Source organism: Amycolatopsis echigonensis, assembly GCF_002846615.1.
GTDB lineage: Bacteria > Actinomycetota > Actinomycetes > Mycobacteriales > Pseudonocardiaceae > Amycolatopsis > Amycolatopsis echigonensis.
In genome coordinates, this window is the sequence record NZ_PJMY01000003.1 from 3,673,574 (window position 1) to 3,692,103 (window position 18,530).

The 18,530-nt window shown below is 70.3% G+C and carries 22 protein-coding genes and 1 riboswitch; of the genes, 10 read left to right on the top strand and 12 right to left on the bottom strand.

Annotated elements, in window-relative coordinates; translation table 11 throughout:
- Positions 1–29: 29 nt before the first annotated feature.
- The 5 genes from ATK30_RS22355 to ATK30_RS22375 all read right to left on the bottom strand — a co-directional run bounded on the left by ATK30_RS22355 (position 30) and on the right by ATK30_RS22375 (position 3,609).
- Positions 30–914, bottom strand: coding sequence for a hypothetical protein (locus tag ATK30_RS22355; protein WP_067580198.1), 885 nt, complete (start codon positions 912–914; stop codon positions 30–32).
- Positions 911–1,387 carry a DUF6932 family protein gene (locus ATK30_RS22360; protein WP_101437268.1) on the bottom strand — a complete coding sequence of 159 codons (477 nt, stop codon included), beginning with the start codon at positions 1,385–1,387 and terminating at the stop codon, positions 911–913. The genes ATK30_RS22355 and ATK30_RS22360 overlap by 4 nt, the downstream gene beginning before the upstream one ends.
- A 71-nt stretch (positions 1,388–1,458) precedes the next feature.
- Entirely contained in the window at positions 1,459–1,887 is a 429-nt protein-coding gene (locus tag ATK30_RS22365; protein ID WP_101437269.1) for a LapA family protein, read from the bottom strand.
- Between the two features lie 6 nt (positions 1,888–1,893).
- On the bottom strand, positions 1,894–2,622 hold the full coding sequence (locus ATK30_RS22370; protein WP_208637395.1) for an OmpA family protein: 729 nt from the start codon (positions 2,620–2,622) through the stop codon (positions 1,894–1,896).
- Between the two features lie 147 nt (positions 2,623–2,769).
- Positions 2,770–3,609, bottom strand: a complete 840-nt coding sequence (locus ATK30_RS22375; protein ID WP_101437271.1) for an SGNH/GDSL hydrolase family protein — start codon at positions 3,607–3,609, stop codon at positions 2,770–2,772.
- A gap of 276 nt (positions 3,610–3,885) precedes the next feature.
- Between ATK30_RS22375 and ATK30_RS22380 the strand changes: the two genes are divergently transcribed.
- The gene (locus tag ATK30_RS22380; RefSeq protein ID WP_101437272.1) at positions 3,886–4,569 is read left to right on the top strand and encodes a DUF3159 domain-containing protein; all 684 of its coding nucleotides are present in this window, start codon (positions 3,886–3,888) and stop codon (positions 4,567–4,569) included.
- Positions 4,570–4,658: 89 nt separating this feature from the next.
- Here the strand turns inward: ATK30_RS22380 and ATK30_RS22385 are convergent, their stop codons facing one another.
- Entirely contained in the window at positions 4,659–5,621 is a 963-nt protein-coding gene (locus ATK30_RS22385) for an N-acetylglucosamine kinase (protein ID WP_101437273.1), read from the bottom strand.
- Positions 5,618–6,661 (bottom strand): SIS domain-containing protein, encoded by a 1,044-nt coding sequence (locus tag ATK30_RS22390; protein WP_167441978.1) that lies wholly within the window; start codon positions 6,659–6,661, stop codon positions 5,618–5,620. Before ATK30_RS22390 ends, ATK30_RS22385 begins: the two co-directional genes overlap by 4 nt.
- Positions 6,662–6,816: 155 nt before the next feature.
- Here ATK30_RS22390 and ATK30_RS22395 point away from each other — a divergent pair, with 155 nt between their 5' ends.
- Positions 6,817–7,566, top strand: a complete 750-nt coding sequence (locus ATK30_RS22395; RefSeq protein ID WP_009084055.1) for a GntR family transcriptional regulator — start codon at positions 6,817–6,819, stop codon at positions 7,564–7,566.
- Between the two features lie 4 nt (positions 7,567–7,570).
- Complete coding sequence (locus ATK30_RS22400; RefSeq protein ID WP_101437275.1) at positions 7,571–9,070, top strand: MFS transporter; 1,500 nt, start codon at positions 7,571–7,573, stop codon at positions 9,068–9,070.
- Between the two features lie 165 nt (positions 9,071–9,235).
- On the opposite strand, the gene ATK30_RS22405 is transcribed toward ATK30_RS22400, so the two are convergent.
- Positions 9,236–9,670 carry a MarR family winged helix-turn-helix transcriptional regulator gene (locus ATK30_RS22405; protein WP_101437276.1) on the bottom strand — a complete coding sequence of 145 codons (435 nt, stop codon included), beginning with the start codon at positions 9,668–9,670 and terminating at the stop codon, positions 9,236–9,238.
- 79 nt (positions 9,671–9,749) lie between these two features.
- Between ATK30_RS22405 and ATK30_RS22410 the strand changes: the two genes are divergently transcribed.
- Complete coding sequence (locus tag ATK30_RS22410; RefSeq protein WP_101437277.1) at positions 9,750–10,442, top strand: SDR family NAD(P)-dependent oxidoreductase; 693 nt, start codon at positions 9,750–9,752, stop codon at positions 10,440–10,442.
- Between the two features lie 10 nt (positions 10,443–10,452).
- Here the strand turns inward: ATK30_RS22410 and ATK30_RS22415 are convergent, their stop codons facing one another.
- Positions 10,453–11,397, bottom strand: a complete 945-nt coding sequence (locus ATK30_RS22415) for a threonine ammonia-lyase (RefSeq protein WP_101437278.1) — start codon at positions 11,395–11,397, stop codon at positions 10,453–10,455.
- 155 nt (positions 11,398–11,552) lie between these two features.
- Between ATK30_RS22415 and ATK30_RS22420 the strand changes: the two genes are divergently transcribed.
- Complete coding sequence (locus tag ATK30_RS22420) at positions 11,553–12,437, top strand: RodZ family helix-turn-helix domain-containing protein (RefSeq protein WP_101437279.1); 885 nt, start codon at positions 11,553–11,555, stop codon at positions 12,435–12,437.
- Between the two features lie 209 nt (positions 12,438–12,646).
- Here the strand turns inward: ATK30_RS22420 and thiE are convergent, their stop codons facing one another.
- A complete protein-coding gene (gene thiE, locus ATK30_RS22425; protein ID WP_101437280.1) occupies positions 12,647–13,312 on the bottom strand; it encodes a thiamine phosphate synthase in 666 nt (221 codons plus the stop codon).
- 30 nt (positions 13,313–13,342) lie between these two features.
- Positions 13,343–13,448: riboswitch (TPP riboswitch) on the top strand.
- Between thiE and thiO the strand changes: the two genes are divergently transcribed.
- The 3 genes from thiO to thiG all read left to right on the top strand — a co-directional run bounded on the left by thiO (position 13,445) and on the right by thiG (position 15,488).
- Positions 13,445–14,533, top strand: coding sequence for a glycine oxidase ThiO (thiO, locus tag ATK30_RS22430; RefSeq protein ID WP_101437281.1), 1,089 nt, complete (start codon positions 13,445–13,447; stop codon positions 14,531–14,533). (Overlaps the previous riboswitch by 4 nt.)
- A complete protein-coding gene (thiS, locus tag ATK30_RS22435; RefSeq protein ID WP_037361904.1) occupies positions 14,533–14,733 on the top strand; it encodes a sulfur carrier protein ThiS in 201 nt (66 codons plus the stop codon). Before thiO ends, thiS begins: the two co-directional genes overlap by 1 nt.
- Positions 14,734–14,735: 2 nt before the next feature.
- Positions 14,736–15,488: a thiazole synthase gene (gene thiG, locus ATK30_RS22440; protein ID WP_037807946.1), complete on the top strand. Its 753-nt coding sequence runs from the start codon at positions 14,736–14,738 to the stop codon at positions 15,486–15,488.
- Between the two features lies 1 nt (position 15,489).
- Here the strand turns inward: thiG and ATK30_RS22445 are convergent, their stop codons facing one another.
- Complete coding sequence (locus ATK30_RS22445; protein WP_101437283.1) at positions 15,490–16,431, bottom strand: NAD(P)-dependent alcohol dehydrogenase; 942 nt, start codon at positions 16,429–16,431, stop codon at positions 15,490–15,492.
- A gap of 57 nt (positions 16,432–16,488) precedes the next feature.
- On the opposite strand from ATK30_RS22445, the gene ATK30_RS22450 reads away from it, so the two are divergent.
- Both ATK30_RS22450 and ATK30_RS22455 read left to right on the top strand, forming a co-directional pair.
- Positions 16,489–17,112 (top strand): TetR/AcrR family transcriptional regulator, encoded by a 624-nt coding sequence (locus ATK30_RS22450; RefSeq protein ID WP_101437284.1) that lies wholly within the window; start codon positions 16,489–16,491, stop codon positions 17,110–17,112.
- Between the two features lie 143 nt (positions 17,113–17,255).
- The gene (locus tag ATK30_RS22455) at positions 17,256–17,687 is read left to right on the top strand and encodes a MarR family winged helix-turn-helix transcriptional regulator (RefSeq protein WP_101440995.1); all 432 of its coding nucleotides are present in this window, start codon (positions 17,256–17,258) and stop codon (positions 17,685–17,687) included.
- Here the strand turns inward: ATK30_RS22455 and thiD are convergent.
- Entirely contained in the window at positions 17,684–18,517 is an 834-nt protein-coding gene (gene thiD / locus ATK30_RS22460) for a bifunctional hydroxymethylpyrimidine kinase/phosphomethylpyrimidine kinase (RefSeq protein WP_101437285.1), read from the bottom strand. The genes ATK30_RS22455 and thiD overlap by 4 nt on opposite strands.
- Positions 18,518–18,530 lie beyond the last annotated feature (13 nt).

An 18,530-nucleotide genomic window follows, 5' to 3' on the forward strand; every position in this document is an offset into this window, starting at 1 on the left:
ACCTGGCGACGCGGTGGTCCGCGCGCCATTCACTGATCGAAAAGACTGACTTCCGGAGTGATCTCGAGAAGTTCGTGCACCGGCCTGCCGCGCCGCCCGTCGATGGTCGTCGTGCGCACGACGCGCAACCGCGCGGTCACCGGGCGATCGAGGTTTTCCTTGATCTGGTCGAGCAGATCCGGGGCGACCGCGCCCTGAATGGTTCCGCCCGATTCCCGCTCCAGGTAGAAAATCCGCCGCCGGGTGCGCACGCCGTCGAGGCGTCCGGTCACCGTCTCGTAGCCGACCGCCTCGCGCGACTCGCGCAGACTGCCCTGCAGCACCCTGGCCTGTTCGGTGGTCATGCTCCGGGTCACCTGCTCGCCCGCGGTGGGCGTGAGCGCCATCCCGATGCCGGCGTGCTTGCTGACCGCGTTGACGACGTCGCTGACCGCGTTGCGCACCGTGTCGCGCTGCAGCAGCACCGCGTCGAGCGCGCCGTCGTCGGAACCGTTGGCGGGAAGGAAATCGCAGAGTTCCTTCACCGCGCGCTCGGACAACGTTTCGATGCCGTCGTGGATCAGCGCGTCGTCGACCGCCGGTTCCGGGAAACCGAAGAAGATCGCGTTGCCCGCCTGTCCCTTTTGGATCAGCGGGGCCTTGTCCCGGTCCGCCTGCTGAACGAAGGTGACCTCGTTCGACGGATTGCGGATGATGTGCCCGATCTTCGCCGTCGCGTCCTGCAGCGCACGGCTGATGTCGGAAAAGGTGTACGCGTCGATGTGCGTTTCGCCGATCACCGACACGTGCAGCAAAGGCGCGCGGCAGGTGCGTTCGAACTTCGCGTTCGCCGCCATCGCCGACGCGCGCGCGAGGTCGTCCAGCCACGTGCCGCCGGGGATCTCGTCCGCGATCCGCCGGAACTCGTTCCTCACCACACCATCTCCGGGATGCCTCTGCCGCCTTCGGCCCACACCGATTCCCACACGTCCTCGTCGCCGGGACGGCACAGGAAACCGTCGAGCATGCCTCCGACCGGCTGGATCTGGTCGAGGTACATCGCGGGCTGGCCGACGATGATGCCGCGCAGGGTCAGCAGGCCGTACAACGCGGTGCGGCCGGTGTCGTCAAGCCGCTTCAACGCGCCCCATTCGTCCGGCAGCAGCACCACGTCGAGCCCGCGCGGCGGATGCGCCGTGCGGGTGACGAACGCGCCGCCGAGCCAGGCCCGCCCGGACGTGATCACCCGCTGGGCGACCCCGAGGTAGCTGTTGAGCGCGCTGAAGAGGATCTCGCGCTCGTTCTGGTGCGGCGCGTCGTAGACCAGCCGCTCGTAGACGTCGGCGAGGTCGGCGTGGTGGCGTCCCGGCGGCAGCAGGTTCTGTGGCGTCCAGTGCGGAAGCGCCATCGGACCTCCTGACATCGCCCGGGGCCCTCGGCGCCCGCTTACCGTGCGTAGCCGAATCTACCAGGTGGGTGTCAGCCACTGCGTCCAGGTCGGCGGGGCGCGGGTTGGTCGTGCGGCCAGTGCGGACTCCGCTGGTCGTCCTCGGGCCAGCTCAGTTCGCCGGACAGCCGCGGCTCGGGATCGGGCAGCGGATGCCCGGCCGAGTCCTGCCCGCGGTACGGCTCGTCCGGGTCGACCTCCGGATAGTCGTTGTAGACGCGCTCCGGCGGGTCTTCGTAGTGCGGGTACGCCGGTTCCTCGTAGTCCTCGTAGGGGTTCGCCGGCGGGATGTGCCGGGTCTCCTCGGCAGGCTCCTCCGCCGGCGCGGACGCCGGCCGGTACGGCTCAGCCTCGGCTTCGGCCTTCGGCCGGGAGACCCGCGTGAACAGCCACATGACCGCCGCCCCGAGCAGGAACGAGACGAGCAGCCACAGCCAGATCTGCCCGAAGAGCCAGAGCATCCGCCATCACCTCTGTTCCACAGTGATCTCGACCCGCCGGTCGCTGTCGCCCCCGTTGTCCGAACTGTCCGAACCGCTCGTGCTGCCCACCGCGAGCAGTCGGTCGGGCGGCACGTCCTCCCGGATCAGCAGCCGGATCACGGTCAGCGCCCGGTTGCGGGAAAGCTTCAGCGCGGCACCGCGTCCGCCCGGACCGTCGGCGACCCGGCCGACGAGGCGGTAGCGGAAGTTGTCCGGCGCGTCGCGGAGCAACGGCGCGAGGTCGCGCGCGGCCTGCTCGCCCTCGTCGGTGAGCTGTGCGGTGTCCGGTTCGAAGGTGATCGGCGCGGCGGCGAGTTTGCGGTCCAGTTCGGCCTGGATTCCGTCGCGGTCGGTCGGCGGCGCGGAAGGCGGGGCGGACGAACTCGGCGGCGGGCTCGAGGGCGGCGGGCTGGGCGGCGTCGTCGACGGTTCGGGCGAGGGCGCGGATTGCGCCGGCCCGGCGCCGCCGGAGGCTTGCGCGGATTCGACCCCGTCGACTCCCTGCACGATGCCCAGCGCGCGACCGGCTTCCTCGGCGGGGAACCCTTCGAGGGTCGCCTGCCGTCCGGAGAATTTCACCTCGCCGCCGCGGAGGCCGGCCGCGTCGAGCGCGGAGCGTGACCGCGCGGCGAGGTCGTCCTGGATTCCGCTGCCCTGCAGCCAAGTCACGAGGCCCGCGAGCAGGGCCGTGACCACCACTGCGACGGGGATCAAGCGAAGCCACCCTCGTGCACCGGACATAAAAGGACCATATGCCGGGCCCGTCCGGTTGGCGACCTGGTGACGGCCGCCGTTCGGGTGGCTCTCAAGACAGTGCCGGCACCGGTGGTCACCGGTGCCGGCACTGTCGGGGGACGGGGGTCAGGAGGCGGTCGCGTTGCCTCGCACATCGCCTCGCACGTCGAGGTCGATGCTCGCCGGGTTGTCCGGCACGAGCGGGATGAGCGGAGCCAGTTCCGGGCGCTTCGGGGACAGGCCGTCGCCCATGGACTCGCCGCGCAGCTGACGGCGGATCCACGGCAGCAGGTGCACCTTGGTCCAGGCGAGGTCGGACCGCCGCGAGGTGATCCACGTGGCCTGCTCGGTGCCCTCCGGGTACGGCTCCCGCCAGTCCTCGGTGACCGGGACGCCGAGCACCTCGGCCGTGTGCAGCGCGATCCGCCGGTGCGCGTCCGACGTGAAGTGCAGCCGGTCGTCGCTCCACGCGCGACGGTCGTGCAGCGGCTCCATGGTCCACAGATCGACCATCTTCGCGCCGTGCCGGGCCGCGATCGCCCACAGATGCGTGTTGTAGATCGCGACCTTGCCGCGCAGCACGCTCATCACCGACAGCGTCTTGGTGTCCGGCCCGTTGAAGATCACCACCGGGATCCCGGCCGCGCGCAGCTTCGCCACCCCCGCCTCGAAGCGCTCCGCGATGGCGTCGACGTCCGCCCCCGGCACGATCACGTCGTTGCCGCCCGCGCACAGCGTGACCAGGTCCGGCTTCAGTTCCAGCGCGATCGGGAGCTGCTCGTCCATGATCTCGTCGAGCATCTTGCCGCGCAGCGACAGGTTCGCGTACTGGAAACCGGGCTCGTCGCCGGCCAGCATCTCGGCGAGCCGGTCCGCCCAGCCGCGGAACGTCCCGTCGCCCCGATGGTCGTTGAGGCCCTCGGTGAAGCTGTCCCCGATGGCTACGTAGCTGTTGATCCCGTACACGCTGGGTTCCCCTTTCCCGCTGGTGTGCGCCTGTTCCCCGTGAACTCCCGGACCTAGTTGTACACCCCAACTAACAGTCGGATATCCCCATATCCTTCCCGTCGGACACGACCGGTTCAGCCGGATGTCACAGTCTCTTACCTTGTCGGGGTTTCGCGCCTCCCTATTACGCCGATTTCACCGGGACGAACCTCGCGATCGGGCGCGTACCGGACGCCGTGTGGGGTAGGTCTCCCGACCTGGGGGTCCGCGGCGAGTTGCGGCAGGCTGGAAGCTGTGACAGACGAGACTGCGAAGGGGCCGGCGCGGGAGTCGCTCACGCAGATCCTCGGCGGGCGGCGCGGCGCGATCGACGCCAGTATCCCGCCCGCCGCGTTCGTCGTCGGCTGGCTCGCTTCCGGCCAGTCGATCGCCTGGGGAGCCGGAGTCGCGATCGGCGTCGCCGTGCTGCTCGGCGCGTACCGGCTGGTCCGCGGCGACAAGGCGCGCGCGGTGGTGGTCAGCCTCGCCGCGGTGGTGATCGCCGCGCTGATCGCGATGCACACCGGCCGGGCCGAGGACTTCTTCCTGCTGCAGCTGTTCTCGAACGCGGCGAGCGCGCTGCTGTTCGCGGCGAGCATCGCGGTCCGCTGGCCGTTGCTCGGCGTGATCGTGGGAGTGGTTCTCGGGCAGAAGACCCGCTGGCGGCGCGATCCTGCTCTGCTGCGCGCGTACTCGTGGGCGAGCGGCGTGTGGGTGTTGCAGTACTTGCTGCGAGTGGTCGTTTACGGACTGCTGTGGTGGACCGGGCAGGTGGTGGCGCTCGGAGTGGCGCGCACCGTGCTCTCCTGGCCGCTGGTGGCCGCGACCGTGGCGGTCAGCGGCTGGGTCCTCTACCGGACCCTTCCCGCAGAACACCCGGGCCTTCGCCTGGCGAAAGACCCGGGTGCGGGCGAGTCCGGAAGCGGACCCGGAAGTTAGGCGGCCCCCGGCGAGGGGGGAGGGTCCGGGGGCCGGTTCCTACGGTACCCGGACGGGAGGGGTTGAGTCGACGGTTTCGACTCTTCCGCTCAAGTTTTGGTGGCATTCACCCGTCGGGATGGTCGCGGGGTGTCCTCGCCCCACGCTTGGACCGCCGCGAGCCAGGCCGCGCCGAGCACGCCATCGGAGCTGGTCAGAACGGTGAGCCCGGCGAATTCGGCCCGCACGCGAGCCCCGACCGGGCTGTCTTCGGCCAGCACGCTGCCCACGAGCACGATCGGAGTTTTTTCTCCCGGCTCGCGCGTGGCGCGAGCTACGCGCACGAGATGCCGGGCGCCCCGCTCGACGATTTCCTCCGCGACCGGCTCGCCGGCGGCAGCCGCGGCACTCACCAGCGGCGCGTACCGGGCCAGCCGGACCGGCGGTTCCGCATTGGCATGGGTCACCAGCGACCACATGACGGCGAAGCGATCGGACAAGTCCACTGCGGACGGTCCGAACGCTTCGGCGAGGACCGCCTCGGCCAGACCGTCGAGCGGGCCGTCGCCTTCGAGCGCGGCAAGAGTGGCGCGCACGGCTTCGCGGCCGAGCCAGAAGCCCGAGCCTTCGTCGCCGAGCAGCCAGCCGTGCCCGCCCGCGGTGGCGACCATCCGGCGGCCGCGGATGCGCCCGGCGATCGAACCGGTGCCCGCGACGAGCACGGTGCCGTCCGGCTCGGCCGTCGCGGACGCGTAGGCCACCTCGGCGTCGCCGGTCGTGCGGACCAGTCCGCCGAGACCGATCCGCTCCCACGCCGCGGTGAACTCCGCGGCGACCGCCGGGTCGGACAGCTTGCTCTCGCCCGCCATGCCGACCACGACGCCGAGCACGTCGGTCCGTCCGTCCACTGCGGACTCGATGGCTCCGGCGATCCGGGCCGCCGCCTCCGCGGGCGGATGCGAATTCGGGTTCGCGCCCGCCGCGGCTCCGGTGCCGTGCACGACGCCGGCGGCGTCGACCGCGATCGCTCGCGTCGAGGTGCCGCCGGCGTCCACGCCTACTACGAGGCTCACCGGGTCTTGGTCACCTTCAGCAGGCCGCGCGGGTTGTCCGGGTTGCCGCCGCGCGCGAGCGACAGCCCGAGCGCGATCCGCTGGATCGGCAGGATTTCCAGCACTGGAGCCAATTCCTCGACGGTCGGGGCGACCGGGATGCGCAGCGCGGCGGGCACGTCGTCGGCCGCCGAACCGATCGCGAGCACGTCCGCGCCGCGCTCGCCGACCGCTTCGAGGACCTCGCGCATGGCCTCGCCGCCGCGGCCGAGGCTGGTGGCGGCGAGCACGGCGGTCTCGCCGTCGACCGCCGCGACCGGACCGTGCAGCAGGTCCGCGCCGCTGTACGCGCGGGCCGCGAGATAGCTCGTCTCGGCGAGCTTCAGCGACGCTTCTAGCGCACTGGCATAGGAATAGCCGCGGCCGGTGGTGAGCACGCGGTCGACAAAGCGATAACGGTCCACCGCGCGTTGCACGCCTTCGACGGCGCCGTCCAGCGTCTGCTGGGCCAGTTCGCCGATCTTCTCGGCGTCCTCGCCCTTGCCGCCGCGAATCGCGTCGATGAAGAGGTACAGCGCCATCAGCGTCGCGGAGTACGTCTTGGTCGCCGCGACCGCCTTCTCGACCCCGGCGCCGATGTCCACGCCCAGTTCCGAAGCCGCGCGCAGCGGCGAGTCCGGGGTGTTGGTGACCGACACGGTCAGCGCGCCCTGACGGCGGGCGGCCTCGGTGACCTCGATCAAGTCCGGCGAACCGCCGCTCTGGCTGACCGTGATGAAGAGCACGTCGCGCAGGTCCGGACGAGCGCCGTACAGCGTCGCGGTGGACGGCGACACGAGCCCGGCCGGAAGGCCGAGGAGTACCTCGATCAGGTATTTCGCGTACAGCGCGCCGTGGTCGCTCGAACCGCGAGCGGCGAGCAAAGCGAACCGGGGCGGTTTCTGTGAAATCTTTTCCGCGACTTCCGCGATGCCGGACCGCCGCTCGACCAGCCCGGCGAGAATGCCGGGCTGCTCCGAGATTTCCGCGGCCATGTGCTCGCCGGGGCGTAGTTGGGTCATCACTTTCCTCTCCGCCGGGACGGGGGTCCCGGTGTGCTGAGCGGCGTCCGGTCAGGTCTAGACCAATGCTAGCCGGGCGGAGGGTGTCGGGAGAAGGGTACGTTTCCTCACGGGGCAGTGGCGCGTTTAATGTGGGAAGACTGAGGGAGCCGGGCATGCTGGAGACACCCCCCGCGAGCGAGGCGGGGACTGCTGCGCGAGGGCAGCGCGAACCCAAATACTGGGCGCTGAAGCAGCATCTGCTGGACCTGCTCGACGCACTGCCGCCGGGATCGCCGATCCCGACCGAGCGGGCGCTGGCGGGCGAGTTCACCGTTTCGCGCACCACCGTGCGCCAGGCGCTGGCGGACCTGACCGCCGAGGGCAGACTGCACCGCGTCCAGGGCAAGGGCACGTTCGCCGCCGAGCCGAAGCTCGCGCAGCGGCTGCAGCTGTCCTCTTATACCGAGGACATGCGCAAGCAGGGCCTGAAGCCGTCGTCCCAGTTGCTGGAGCTCGAAGAGCTGCCGGTCGAGGGCGAGATGACGAAGCTGCTGCAGCTGCGCAACGGCGCGAAGATCCTGCGGCTGCGCCGGCTCCGGCTCGCCGACGGCCAGCCGATGGCGCTCGAGACCACGCATCTGCCGCTCGGCCGGTTCCGCGGGCTGCGCAAGCACATCACCGCGGGCGGTTCGCTGTACGCGGTGCTGCGCGAGCATTACGGCGTCGAGCTGGAGCGCGCGGAGGAGACCATCGAGACGTCGCTGGCCGGGCCGCAGGAAGCGGAGATCCTCGGCGCGGACGTCGGCATGCCGGTGATGATGCTGACCCGGCATTCGTTCGCCACCGACGGCAAGCCGGTCGAGTTCGCCCGCGCGGTCTATCGCGGCGACCGGTACAAATTCGTCACCACGCTGCTGCCCTGACCGCGTGACGACCGCGGGGGAGACCGGCATCCGCTGGGGCACGCCCGCGGCTCGCGGCGTGCTCTGGACGACCATCCTCGGTTCGGGGATGGCGATGCTCGACGGCACGATCGTGAACGTCGCGCTGCCCCGGATCGGCGAGGAGCTGGGCGCGTCGGTCGCCGGTCTGCAGTGGATCCTCGACGGCTACCTGCTGGCGCTGGCCGCGCTGATCCTGGTCGCCGGGTCGCTCGGCGACCGCTACGGCAGGCGGCGGGTGTACCTGGTCGGCGTGGTCTGGTTCGGCCTCGCGTCCGGGCTGTGCGCGGCGGCGCCGTCGACGGAACTGCTCGTGCTGTTCCGCGTGCTGCAGGGAATCGGCGGGGCGTTGCTGACGCCGGGTTCGCTGGCGATCCTGCAGTCGTCGTTCTCGCACGACGACCGGGCCCGCGCGATCGGCTCGTGGTCCGGGCTCGGCGGCATCGCCGCGGCGGTCGGGCCGCTGCTCGGCGGACTGCTGGTGCAGGCGTGGTCGTGGCGGCTGGCGTTCCTGATCAATCTGCCGCTCGCGGTCATCGTCGTACTGATGGCGCGGCGGTTCGTGCCCGAGTCTCGGGACACGGCGGCGACCGGGCATCCGGACTACGCGGCGGCGGCGGTCGGCGCGCTCGGGCTCGCCGGGGTGACCGGCGCGTTGGTCGAGGCACCGGTGCGCGGGATCGGCGATCCGGTCGTGCTGATTGCCTTGGCGGTCGGCGTGGCCGGGTTGGGTTTGTTCCTCTGGCTCCAGCACCGGGCGGCTGAGCCGCTGGTACCGCCTTCGCTGTTCCGCGACCGGACCTTCACGCTGTCGAATGCGCTGACGTTCGTGGTTTACGCGGCACTCGGCGGCGTGATGATGTTGCTGGTGCTGCAGCTTCAGGTCTCGCTGGGTTACTCGCCGACGCTGGCCGGGCTGGCCGGATTGCCGATCACGGTGATCATGCTGCTGCTCTCCGGCCGGTCGGGAGCGCTCGCGCAGCGGATCGGACCGCGGCTGCAGCTCGTAGTCGGCCCGATCGTCGTCGGCGCCGGGATGTTGCTGCTGACCCGGGTGGGACCGGAGTCGTCGTATCTCGGGTCGGTGCTGCCCGCGGTGGTGGTGTTCGGGCTGGGACTGGCCACTGTGGTCGCTCCGGTCACCGCGACGGTGCTGGCCGCCGCACCGGACCGGTACGCCGGGGTCGCGTCCGGGGTCAACAACGCGATCGCCCGATCGGGTGGACTTCTGGCGGTGGCGGTTCTGCCTGCCGCGGCGGGTCTGACGGGTTCCGCTTACCGCGATCCGGTCGCGCTGACCGCCGGATGGCAGACGGCGCTGGTGATCTGCGCGGTGCTGGCGATCGTCGGCGGGCTTATCGCGTTAGGAATTCACAACGGCGTGCTCGGCGCCGCCGAAGCGGATGATTCGCCGCATCCCGGGGACTGTTTGCACTGCGGGGTGGAAGGGCCGCCCACGCACGTCCATCCCGGCGGGCATCGCTGATCTTTCGTGGGGGAAGTGTGCTGGGGTTTGCCGGTACGGGGGAGCTGACGGCCGCCATCGTCACCGGGCGGGATCAACGAGCAGCTGCTGGCCGGTCTGCGCCGCGACGGGATGCCGGAGATGGTGCGGCAGGGGCTGGACGCGGTGCTGGCTCGGTTGCGCGGGTCAGCCGGTGCCGCGGGATCGGGCGACTAGCCGGGTCTCGATGCGCTGCAGCGCGGTGATCAACGAGCCGAGCTCCTCGGCATCCGTGAAGGTCCCGTCGAGCAGCTCGGACCAGGTATCGCGGAGCCGTTGCAGGTTCTCGGCCGCCTTGGGGGTCGGGTAAAGGCGTACTCGCCGGGCGTCGTCGGGATCGGCTTCGCGGCGGAGCAGGCCCTTGTTCTCCAAGCCCCGGACGGCTCGGCTGACGTTGCTGGAGATCATCTGGGTGGCCTCGGCCGCGGCGTTAACCGTGGTGCCCGGGTGCCGGTCGACGAACCGCATCACCGCTCCTTCCAGCGGCGTCCCGGACTCGGCGTTGGCTTCCTTGGCGGCATTGATGTGCCGGGCCACCGCGAGGATCAGGTCGGCCACCTCGAAGAGCTGCTCGTCTTTCACGCAGCCAGCATAGCTATCGTTTGACAGGTATCCATCGCGCGTCGTAGATTAGCTATCAGTTGATAGCTAAGGAGCGAGCATGGCCGGCAAGAGTGCTTTGATCATCGGGGCGTCGCGCGGACTGGGCTACGCGCTGGCCGCCGAGTTCCTCCGCCGCGGCTGGCAGGTCACCGCGACCGAGCGCACGCCCTCCGCGCTGCACGAGCTGGCCGGCTCGGCCGAGGGAAGGCTGACGGTGGAGACCGTCGACATCGCGGTGCCCGGCCAGGTCGCGGCGCTGCGCGAGCGGCTGGCCGGGTCGGCGTTCGACCTGCTGTTCGTCAACGCCGGGACCAACTACACGACCGACCCAGCGGCGACCTTCGCCGACGTGTCCACCGAGGACTTCGTCCAGGTCATGGTGACCAACGCGCTGAGCCCGATGCGCGCCGTCGAGACCCTGCGGGACCTGGTCCCCGCGACGGGCACCATTGGCGTGATGTCGTCGGGTCAGGGCAGCGTCGCCGACAACACGAACGGCGGCTTCGAGGTCTACCGGGCGAGCAAGTCCGCGCTGAACCAGCTGATGCGCAGTTACGCCGCGCGGCACGCCGACGACCCGCGCACGCTGCTGCTCATGGCTCCCGGCTGGGTAAAGACGGACCTGGGCGGGCCCCGCGCGCGGCTGACCATCGACGAGAGCATCCCGGGCGTCGCCGACACGATCGAGGCTTGGGCGGGCAAGGGCGGGCTGCACTATCTGGACCGCCAAGGCCAGACCGTCAACTGGTGACCGCCCGGCGTCAGGCGAGCAGTTCGGCCAGCATCGCCGGATCGATGTTGCCGCCGGAAACGATCGCGACGGTGCGTCCGCCGGGGAGTTCGTCGGCGTGGTGCAGGTAGGCGGCCGGAGCGGTGGCGCCGCTCGGCTCCGTGACTAGGCGGCCCTGCTGGGCCAGCACCCGGACGGTGTCGCGGATTTCGTCCTCGGTCACGGTGAGCACGCCGTCCAGGACGCGCTGCAGATGTGCGAAGGTCAGCTCGGACGGTTGCGCGCGCAGACCGTCGGCGATGGTGCGGGCGCGGTCGGCGATGGGCCAGTCGACGCGTTTGCCCGCGGCGAGGCTGGCGGCGGTGTCAGCCGCCAGTTCCGGTTCGACGCCGTAGACCTTCGCGTTCGGGCATTTCGTCTTGATCGCGGTCCCGACGCCGGAGGCGAAGCCGCCGCCGCTGATCGGGACCAGCACGGTCTCGACGTCCGGCAGGTCTTGCGCGATCTCCAGACCGACGGTGCCCTGCCCGGCGATGATGTCCGGGTGGTCGAACGGCGGGATCAGCGTGAGACCGCGTTCCTCGGCGAGTCCGAGCGCCGCCGATTCCCGTTCCGCGATCGGCACTTCGCGGACTTCCGCGCCCCAGCGGAGGGTGGCCTCGACCTTCAGTCGCGGAGTGACGTCCGGCACCACGATCACCGCGGGAATCCCGAATTCGCGGGCGGCGTAGGCGACCGCTTGCGCGTGGTTGCCGCTCGAATACGCGACCACTCCGCGTTCCCGTTCGGCGTCGGTGAGCGCGGCGATCGCGTTGTACGCGCCGCGGATCTTGAACGCGCCGATCGGTTGCAGGCTCTCGGGTTTCACCCAGAATTCGCCGGGAACCCAGAGCTGACGCAGCAGGGGGGTGTGCACCGCGGTGCCCTTGATCCGCCCGGCCGCGGTTTCGATGTCGGTGATCGTCACGAGCTGCATGGGGCGAGTATGTCAGGAATGTGTGAGCTTTAGTCCATCCATTGTGGACAGTCAACGTGGCGTCCCTCACGCCGGGGCAACGCGGGGAGCGTCTCGGACGACTTAACCGTTGAAGAAACAGAGAACAACGGGCGGGAAACGATCAGAACGGGATCATGAGCGAGGAGCAGAAAGAAGCGCCGGAGAAGAAGGAGAAAAACCTCCGGATGACCTCGGTGCTGGCCTCGGCGCTGGCGGCGGTCACCGCCGCGTTGCTGGGTTCGACGCTGGGGGTCGCGGGAACGGTCATCGGCGCCGGAGTGGCCAGTGTGGTCAGCACGGTCGGCGGTGAGTTGTACCTGCGTTCTCTGCAACGCACTCGCGAGGCAGCGCGAAAGGCGATGGAAACGGCGGCCCGGCGAAGCCGCGGCAGCCTCGCCCCGGTGCGCGTGCCGCTCGGCCATGCGGTTCGTCAGCCCGGCGATACGGTTCGCCAGACCCGCCACAGCGAGCAGGTTCGTGAGCCTGGCCTCAGCCAGCAGGTTCGCCAGCCCGGGCCTGGCGAGGCTCCGACGGTGTATCTCCCTGCTGACTTGGCCAACATGCCTACGGTTCGGTTGTCCGAACTGAAGCCGACTGAACCGGAGAAGGCTGAGACTCTGGGCGAGAAGCTGCGCAAGATGCGGTGGCCGTTGGTTATCGGGTCGAGTGCCGTTGCCTTTGTCGCCGCGTTGGTGGTCTTGCTCGGCTTGGATTGGTCGACTCAGGGCAGCGTGTCTACGGGGTTGATTCCTCGGCAGCCGGATACCAGCCAGCATCAGGATCAACGCCGGGACGACACGCCTAGCACTGCGCCGCAGACTCCGTCGTCTGGGGAGTCGAGGCAGAACACCCCGACGTCGGTGCCGAGTACTACGCAGTCCGCTCCGCCGTCTTCGCAGGCTACGCAGCAGCCGACGCGTACGCCGTCCTCGTCTGCGACTCCGACGACTAGTTCGCAGGTGCCTAGTGCTAGTCAGACGCCTACTGCGCCTGCGGTTCCGTCTAATGCGGGGCAGTAGTTCGGCTCGTCGCCTGGCGGCGACATTGCGGGTGGATGGTGCGGTGGGGCACCCCGAAGCCTGAGTGTGCTGACGGTTCGGGGGTGCTTGTCAAGGCGGGAAAGATGCCTTGACAAGCACCCCCGAACCGCAGGGAGGCTTCGTATCGGGGTGCGGGGGTGGTGTGGGTGCCTCGATTGTGGGTGCGTTGGTGGCGGTTTTGTTGGGGGTTAGGGGAGCTGTGATTTTAGTGTTTCTGCGGCGGCTTTTGGATCTTCTGCTTCGGTGATGGCCCTGACCACGACGATGCGGGAGGCGCCTGCGTCCAGGACTTCTGGCAGGCGGGTCTCGTCGATTCCGCCGATCGCGAACCAGGGTCGGGTCGTGCCGATCGCTGCGGTTGAGCGGACTAGGCCCAGGCCGGGGGCGGAGCGGCCGGGTTTGGTGGGCGTCGGCCAGCAGGGGCCGGTGCAGAAGTAGTCCACTCCGTCTTCGACCGCGGCTGCCGCTGCTTGCTCCTCCGAATGGGTGGACCGGCCGATCACCACGTCGTCGCCCAGGACTCGGCGCGCGAGCGATACCGGAATGTCGTCCTGGCCCAGGTGCAGGACATCAGCTCCGACGGCCAGCGCCACATCCGCCCGGTCGTTGACCGAGAGCAACGCTCCATGCTGCGCGCAGGCCTCCGCCAGGACCTCTAGCGCCGCGATCTCCTGCTTGGCCTCCAGCGGCGCGCCGCCGGTCTTGTCCCGCAGCTGCACGATGTCCACGCCACCGGCCAGTGCGGCGTCGGCGAACTCGGCGAGGTCTCCGCGGGAGGCACGGGCGTCGGTGCACAAGTACAGCCGAGCGTCGGCTAGCCGGGCGCGAATCTGGTCTCCGGTCAAGGCAGGCATGGCGGTGACGTTACCCGCGCGCTACGGTGTGGGGGTCCGCACGGGAGCCCGAGGCACGGGCTGAGAGGGAGCTGCCGCTCCGACCGTGGAACCTGATCCGGGTCATGCCGGCGCAGGGAGCGTGATTCCACTGTGAACACCAGCACCACAACCGTCACTGTCGTCGGCGGCGGCGTCATCGGGCTGTCCGCGGCCTGGCGCGCGGCCGCCCGAGGATGGCGCGTCACGGTCGTCGACCCGGATCCGGTGCGCGGCGGCGCGTCCTGGCTGGCCGGCGGGATGCTCGCGCCGGTCACCGAGGCGTGGCCGGGCGAGGAAGCCGTGCTCAGCCTGGGGGAAGCGTCGCTGCGGCGCTGGCCGGGCTTCGCGCGGGACCTCGCCGCCGAAGGCACCGATCCCGGGCTGGCCGAGCACGGCACGATCGTCGTAGGGTTCGACAGCGCCGACGCCGGGCACCTCGACATCCTCGCCGAGTACCTGCGTTCGCTCGATCGCGACGTCGAGACGCTCACCGGCCGCGAGGCGAAGCGGCTCGCGCCAGGCCTCGGCGCGGTCCGCAGCGGCCTGCACGTGCCGGGCGATTTGGCGGTGGACAACCGGAAACTGCTCACAGCGCTGAGCGAAGCGGCTACGAAGCGTGGGGTTGAGTTCCGTCGCGAACGGCTGCAGAGCCTCTCTGAGGTGTCCGGTCCGGTGATCCTCGCTGCCGGAGCGTGGACCGGCCAGCTGCATCCGTCGCTGGAGCACGCCGTACGCCCGCTGAAGGGCGAAATCCTGCGGCTGCGTCCGCGTCGCGGCTGTCTGCCTCCTCCGCCGTACACAGTGCGCGCGATGGTCGAAGGACGGCCGATCTATCTGGTACCGCGAGAAGACGGCGAACTGGTTCTTGGCGCGACGCAGTACGAGGCCGGTTTCGACCAGGCTGTCACCGCGCGCGGCGTACGCGAGCTGCTGGAAGGCGCGGAACGGATCCTGCCCGGCATCACGGAGTACGAGCTGGTGGAAGTCGCCGCCGGACTGCGGGCCGCGAGCCGCGACGCTTTGCCGTACATCGGCGAAGTGAGCGAAGGCGTGTACGCGGCGACAGGACACCACCGCAACGGTTTGCTGATGGCACCCGCGACTGCGGACGCCGTGGTCGCGTGGCTGGCCGGCGAAGCCCCGCCCCCGGAGGTCGCCGCGGCGACGCCGGCCCGTCTGGTCGAGAAGGAGCGAGTCTGATGGAGATCAAGGTCAACGGCGAATGGCGGGAATTCCCCGACGACAGCACCGTTTCCGCGGTCTTGGACGCGCTGGGAGCGGAACGCCGCGGCGTGGCCGTCGCGGTCAACGGCGAGGTCGTGCGGCGTGGCGAATGGGAAGAGGCGGTCGTGCCGAAGGGCGCGCAGCTCGAAGTGCTGACTGCGGTTCAAGGAGGTTGAGCATGGACGACCTGATCATCGGCGAACACAAGCTGTCGTCGCGATTGATCATCGGCACCGGTGGCGCGGCGAATCTCGAAGTGCTGGAACGAGCGCTGGTCGCGTCGGGCACCCAGCTCACCACCGTGGCGATGCGCCGCGCCGACGCCGAGGGCGGCTCCGGCGTGCTGGAGTTGCTGCGGCGCTTGGACATCGAGCTGCTGCCCAACACCGCGGGCTGCCGGACGGCGGCCGAAGCCGTGCTCACCGCCCAGCTGGCCCGCGAGGCGCTGGAAACGAACCTGATCAAACTCGAAGTCCACGCCGACGACCGCACCCTGCTGCCCGATCCGCTGGAAACCCTCGAAGCAGCCGAACGCCTGGTGGCGGACGGGTTCACGGTGTTCGCCTACACCAACGACGACCCGGTGCTCGCCCTCCGCCTGGAGGAGGCGGGCTGCGCCGCGGTGATGCCGCTCGGCGCCCCGATCGGCACCGGGCTGGGCATCCGGAACCCGCACAACATCGAGCTGATCGTCTCGCGCGCGTCGGTGCCGATCGTGCTGGACGCGGGGATCGGCACGGCGTCGGACGCCACGCTGGCGATGGAACTCGGCTGCTCCGCGGTGCTGCTGTCGACCGCGGTGACCCGGGCGGCGGATCCGGAACGGATGGCGCTGGCGATGCGGAGCGCGGTGGAAGCCGGGTACCTGGCACGCGGCGCGGGACGGGTACCGCAGCGGTTTTGGGCGCAGGCGTCGAGTCCGCCTCGCTGAATTACACCTCGACGACGATTTTGCCGCGCACACCGCCGCTTTCGAGCGCGCGGTGCGCGTCGGCAATGTCTGCCAGCGGAAACGCTTGATCCACCAACGGCCGCACCAACCCGGCAGTGACCCATCGGCTCAGATCAGCGAGCAGATCGGCCTTGGGGTTCCCGCTGAAAGCCCGTACCCAGCGGGCAGGCCGCAGCGAGTTCGCCGCGACGTAGCCGAGCGTGCGGGCCGGATGGGCGAGGTCGAACGCGATCGCGACCATCCGTCCGCGCGGGGTCAGCAGCCGCTGGAACGTGTCGAGGTCGCGGCCGACCGTGTCGAGGATGACGTCGAACTTCCCGAGGACGCCCGGATCGCGGTAGTCGAGCGCGACGTCCGCGCCGAGTTCCCTTGCCAGCTCCAGGTTCTTGGCGCTGGCCAGCCCGGTCACGTGCGCGCCCATCGCCTTGCCGAGCTGGGTGGCTACGAAACCGACCCCGCCGGTCGCGCCGCGGATCAACAGGCGTTCACCGGGCATGAGATGGGCTTTGTCGCGCAGCGCGGTAATCGCGGTGATGCCCGCCAGAAGCGACGCCGCCTGCGCGGGATCGAGCCCGGCCGGCACGTGGTCCAGCCGATCGGCGGCCATCGCGTAGTACTCAGCGGCGGTGCCCATCCGTCGCCCGCCGCCCCAGACGAGGTCGCCGACGGCGAACCTGCTCGTCCCGGGCTCGACTACCTCGCCTACCAGGTCCACGCCGATCCGCTTGGGGAAACGCTTGCCGCTGAACGGAAGCAGCTTCCCCGACCGCATGGCGAGTTCGCCGCCGTTGACCGACAGCGCGCGCACCCGGACGAGCACTTCGCCCGGGCCCGGCACCGGCGTCGGAACGGTGGTCTCGCGCAGGACTTCCGGCGGTCCGTAGCGGTCGTAGGTGATGGCTCGCATCGAAGTGGAAGGCATGTTCCACTTCTAGCACGGAAAGTGGAAAGGGTCTTCCGGTTCGCGTAAAGTGAGAGAGTGCCGGAAAAATCCACTCGGTTGCGCACTGACGCCGCCCACAATCGCGCGCGCATCCTCGAGGTCGCTGAGCGCACCTTCGAGACCGAGGGCCTGGACGTGTCGATGAGCGAGCTGGCGCGCCGCGCTGGCCTCGGCGTCGCGACGGTGTACCGCCATTTCCCGACGAAAGCCGACCTGGTCGCCGAAGCCTTCGCGGAGCCGATGGCCGAATGCGCGGGCATGCTCGACGAGGCGCTCGCCGACCCCGATCCGTGGCGCGGGTTCTGCCGGGTGATCGAGGAGGTCTGCGCGATGCAGGCGCGCAACCACGGTTTCTCCGCCGCGATCGTGACCGCGCTGCCGGATCAGGCCGCTTTCGCGGAGCTGCGGGACCGGGCGTTGCGGGGGTTCGCCGAGTTGATCCGCCGGGCGAAAGAAGCCGGTGCGCTGCGGGCTGACTTCGCGGTTTCCGACCTGTCGCTGGTCTTGCTGGCGAACGGCGGACTGCGGTCGGGCGCGGGAGCCGCGACGCCGGCGGCGTCGCGTCGGCTCGCGGGATACCTGCTGCAGTCGTTCCGGGCGGACGCCGCCGCGCCGCTGCCGCCGCCCGCGGAACTTCCGCTCGACGTGTCGGTGCTCTGAACGGGCGGGCAAGCTGCACAAATACCCAGGTTATGGTGATTTCGCCCGCGCTTGACACGGATTGTGCACGGGAACGCCGTATGGTTGACGGCACCCTTTCCGGCGCACCCAGCGGCGGGCACCAGCGTCAGAAGGAGCCGATCGTGACTCTTTCCTCGGTCCAGGACGTATCGGGCCGGTTGTACCTAGCGGTGGGACGGCTCTCGCGGTCGCTGCGCCAGGCGGGCGTGCCTGGGCCGGGCCACGGGTCGATCTCCGCGCTGGCCACCCTGGTCCACTTCGGCGAGCTGCGGCTGGGCGACCTCGCCGCGAAGGAAGGCGTCGCGGCGGCCACGATGTCGCGGATCGTGGCCACGCTGGTCGAGGCCGGCTACGTCACGCGCGAGTCCGACCCGCTCGACCGGCGCGCGTGGCTCGCCCGCGCCACCGAGGAAGGCGAACGCCTCGTCTCCGGCGTGCGCTCCACTCGCGTGCAGGAGCTCAACCGCCGCCTCGACCGGCTCACGCCCGAGGCACGCGAGTCGATCATTTCCGCGCTGCCCGCGCTGGAAGCCCTGATCTCCGACGAGGGTTAGCGCTCTTCCGGGGCCAGCCGCCAGAACGCCGACACCGGGCCGACCTTCGCGCCCATCGGGTACGAGTGCTCGACGGCCTGCGAGACGAACCACTTGCCGTAGCGCGCCGCTTCGACCACCGGCATGCCCTTGGCCAGCCCCGCGGTCAGCGCGGACGCCATGGTGTCGCCGGCCCCGTGCGTGTGCGGCGTCTGCCAGCGCGGGCCGGGCAGCTCCACGAAGGTCGAACCGTCGAAAAGCAGGTCGACGCACTCCGGGTCGGACTGCAGGTGGCCGCTCTTCACGAGCACGTACTTCGGGCCGAGCTGGTGCAGCACGACAGCCGCGGTGTGCATGCCTTCGCGGTCGGTCACGGTCATGCCGGTAAGCAGCCGCACCTCGTCCAGGTTCGGCGTGAGCACGGTGGCGCGCGGCAGGAGCTCGTCGCGCAACGCGGCGAGGCCGTTGTCGTCGAACAGAGACTGACCGGTCATCGCCGCGGCCACCGGGTCGACCACGAACGGAATCGCGCCGTCGCGCCCGATCCCGGCCTTGTCGCAGGCCGCCGCGACCGCGTGGATGATCTCCGCGGACGCCAGCATGCCGGTCTTCGCCGCGCCGACGCCCATGTCCGCCGCGACCGCCTCGATCTGCCCGGCGACGATGTGCGGCGGCAGGTCGGAGCGGTCGTGCACGCCGAGCGTGTTCTGGACGGTGACCGCGGTGACCGCGACCAGGCCGTGCACCCCGCAGGTGAGGAAGGTCCGCAGGTCCGCCTGCAGCCCGGCGGCCCCGCCGGAATCCGATCCGGCGATGGTGAGCGCGGAGGGCGGGCTCGGGTTCTCTGTCATGTGCGCGTTCCGA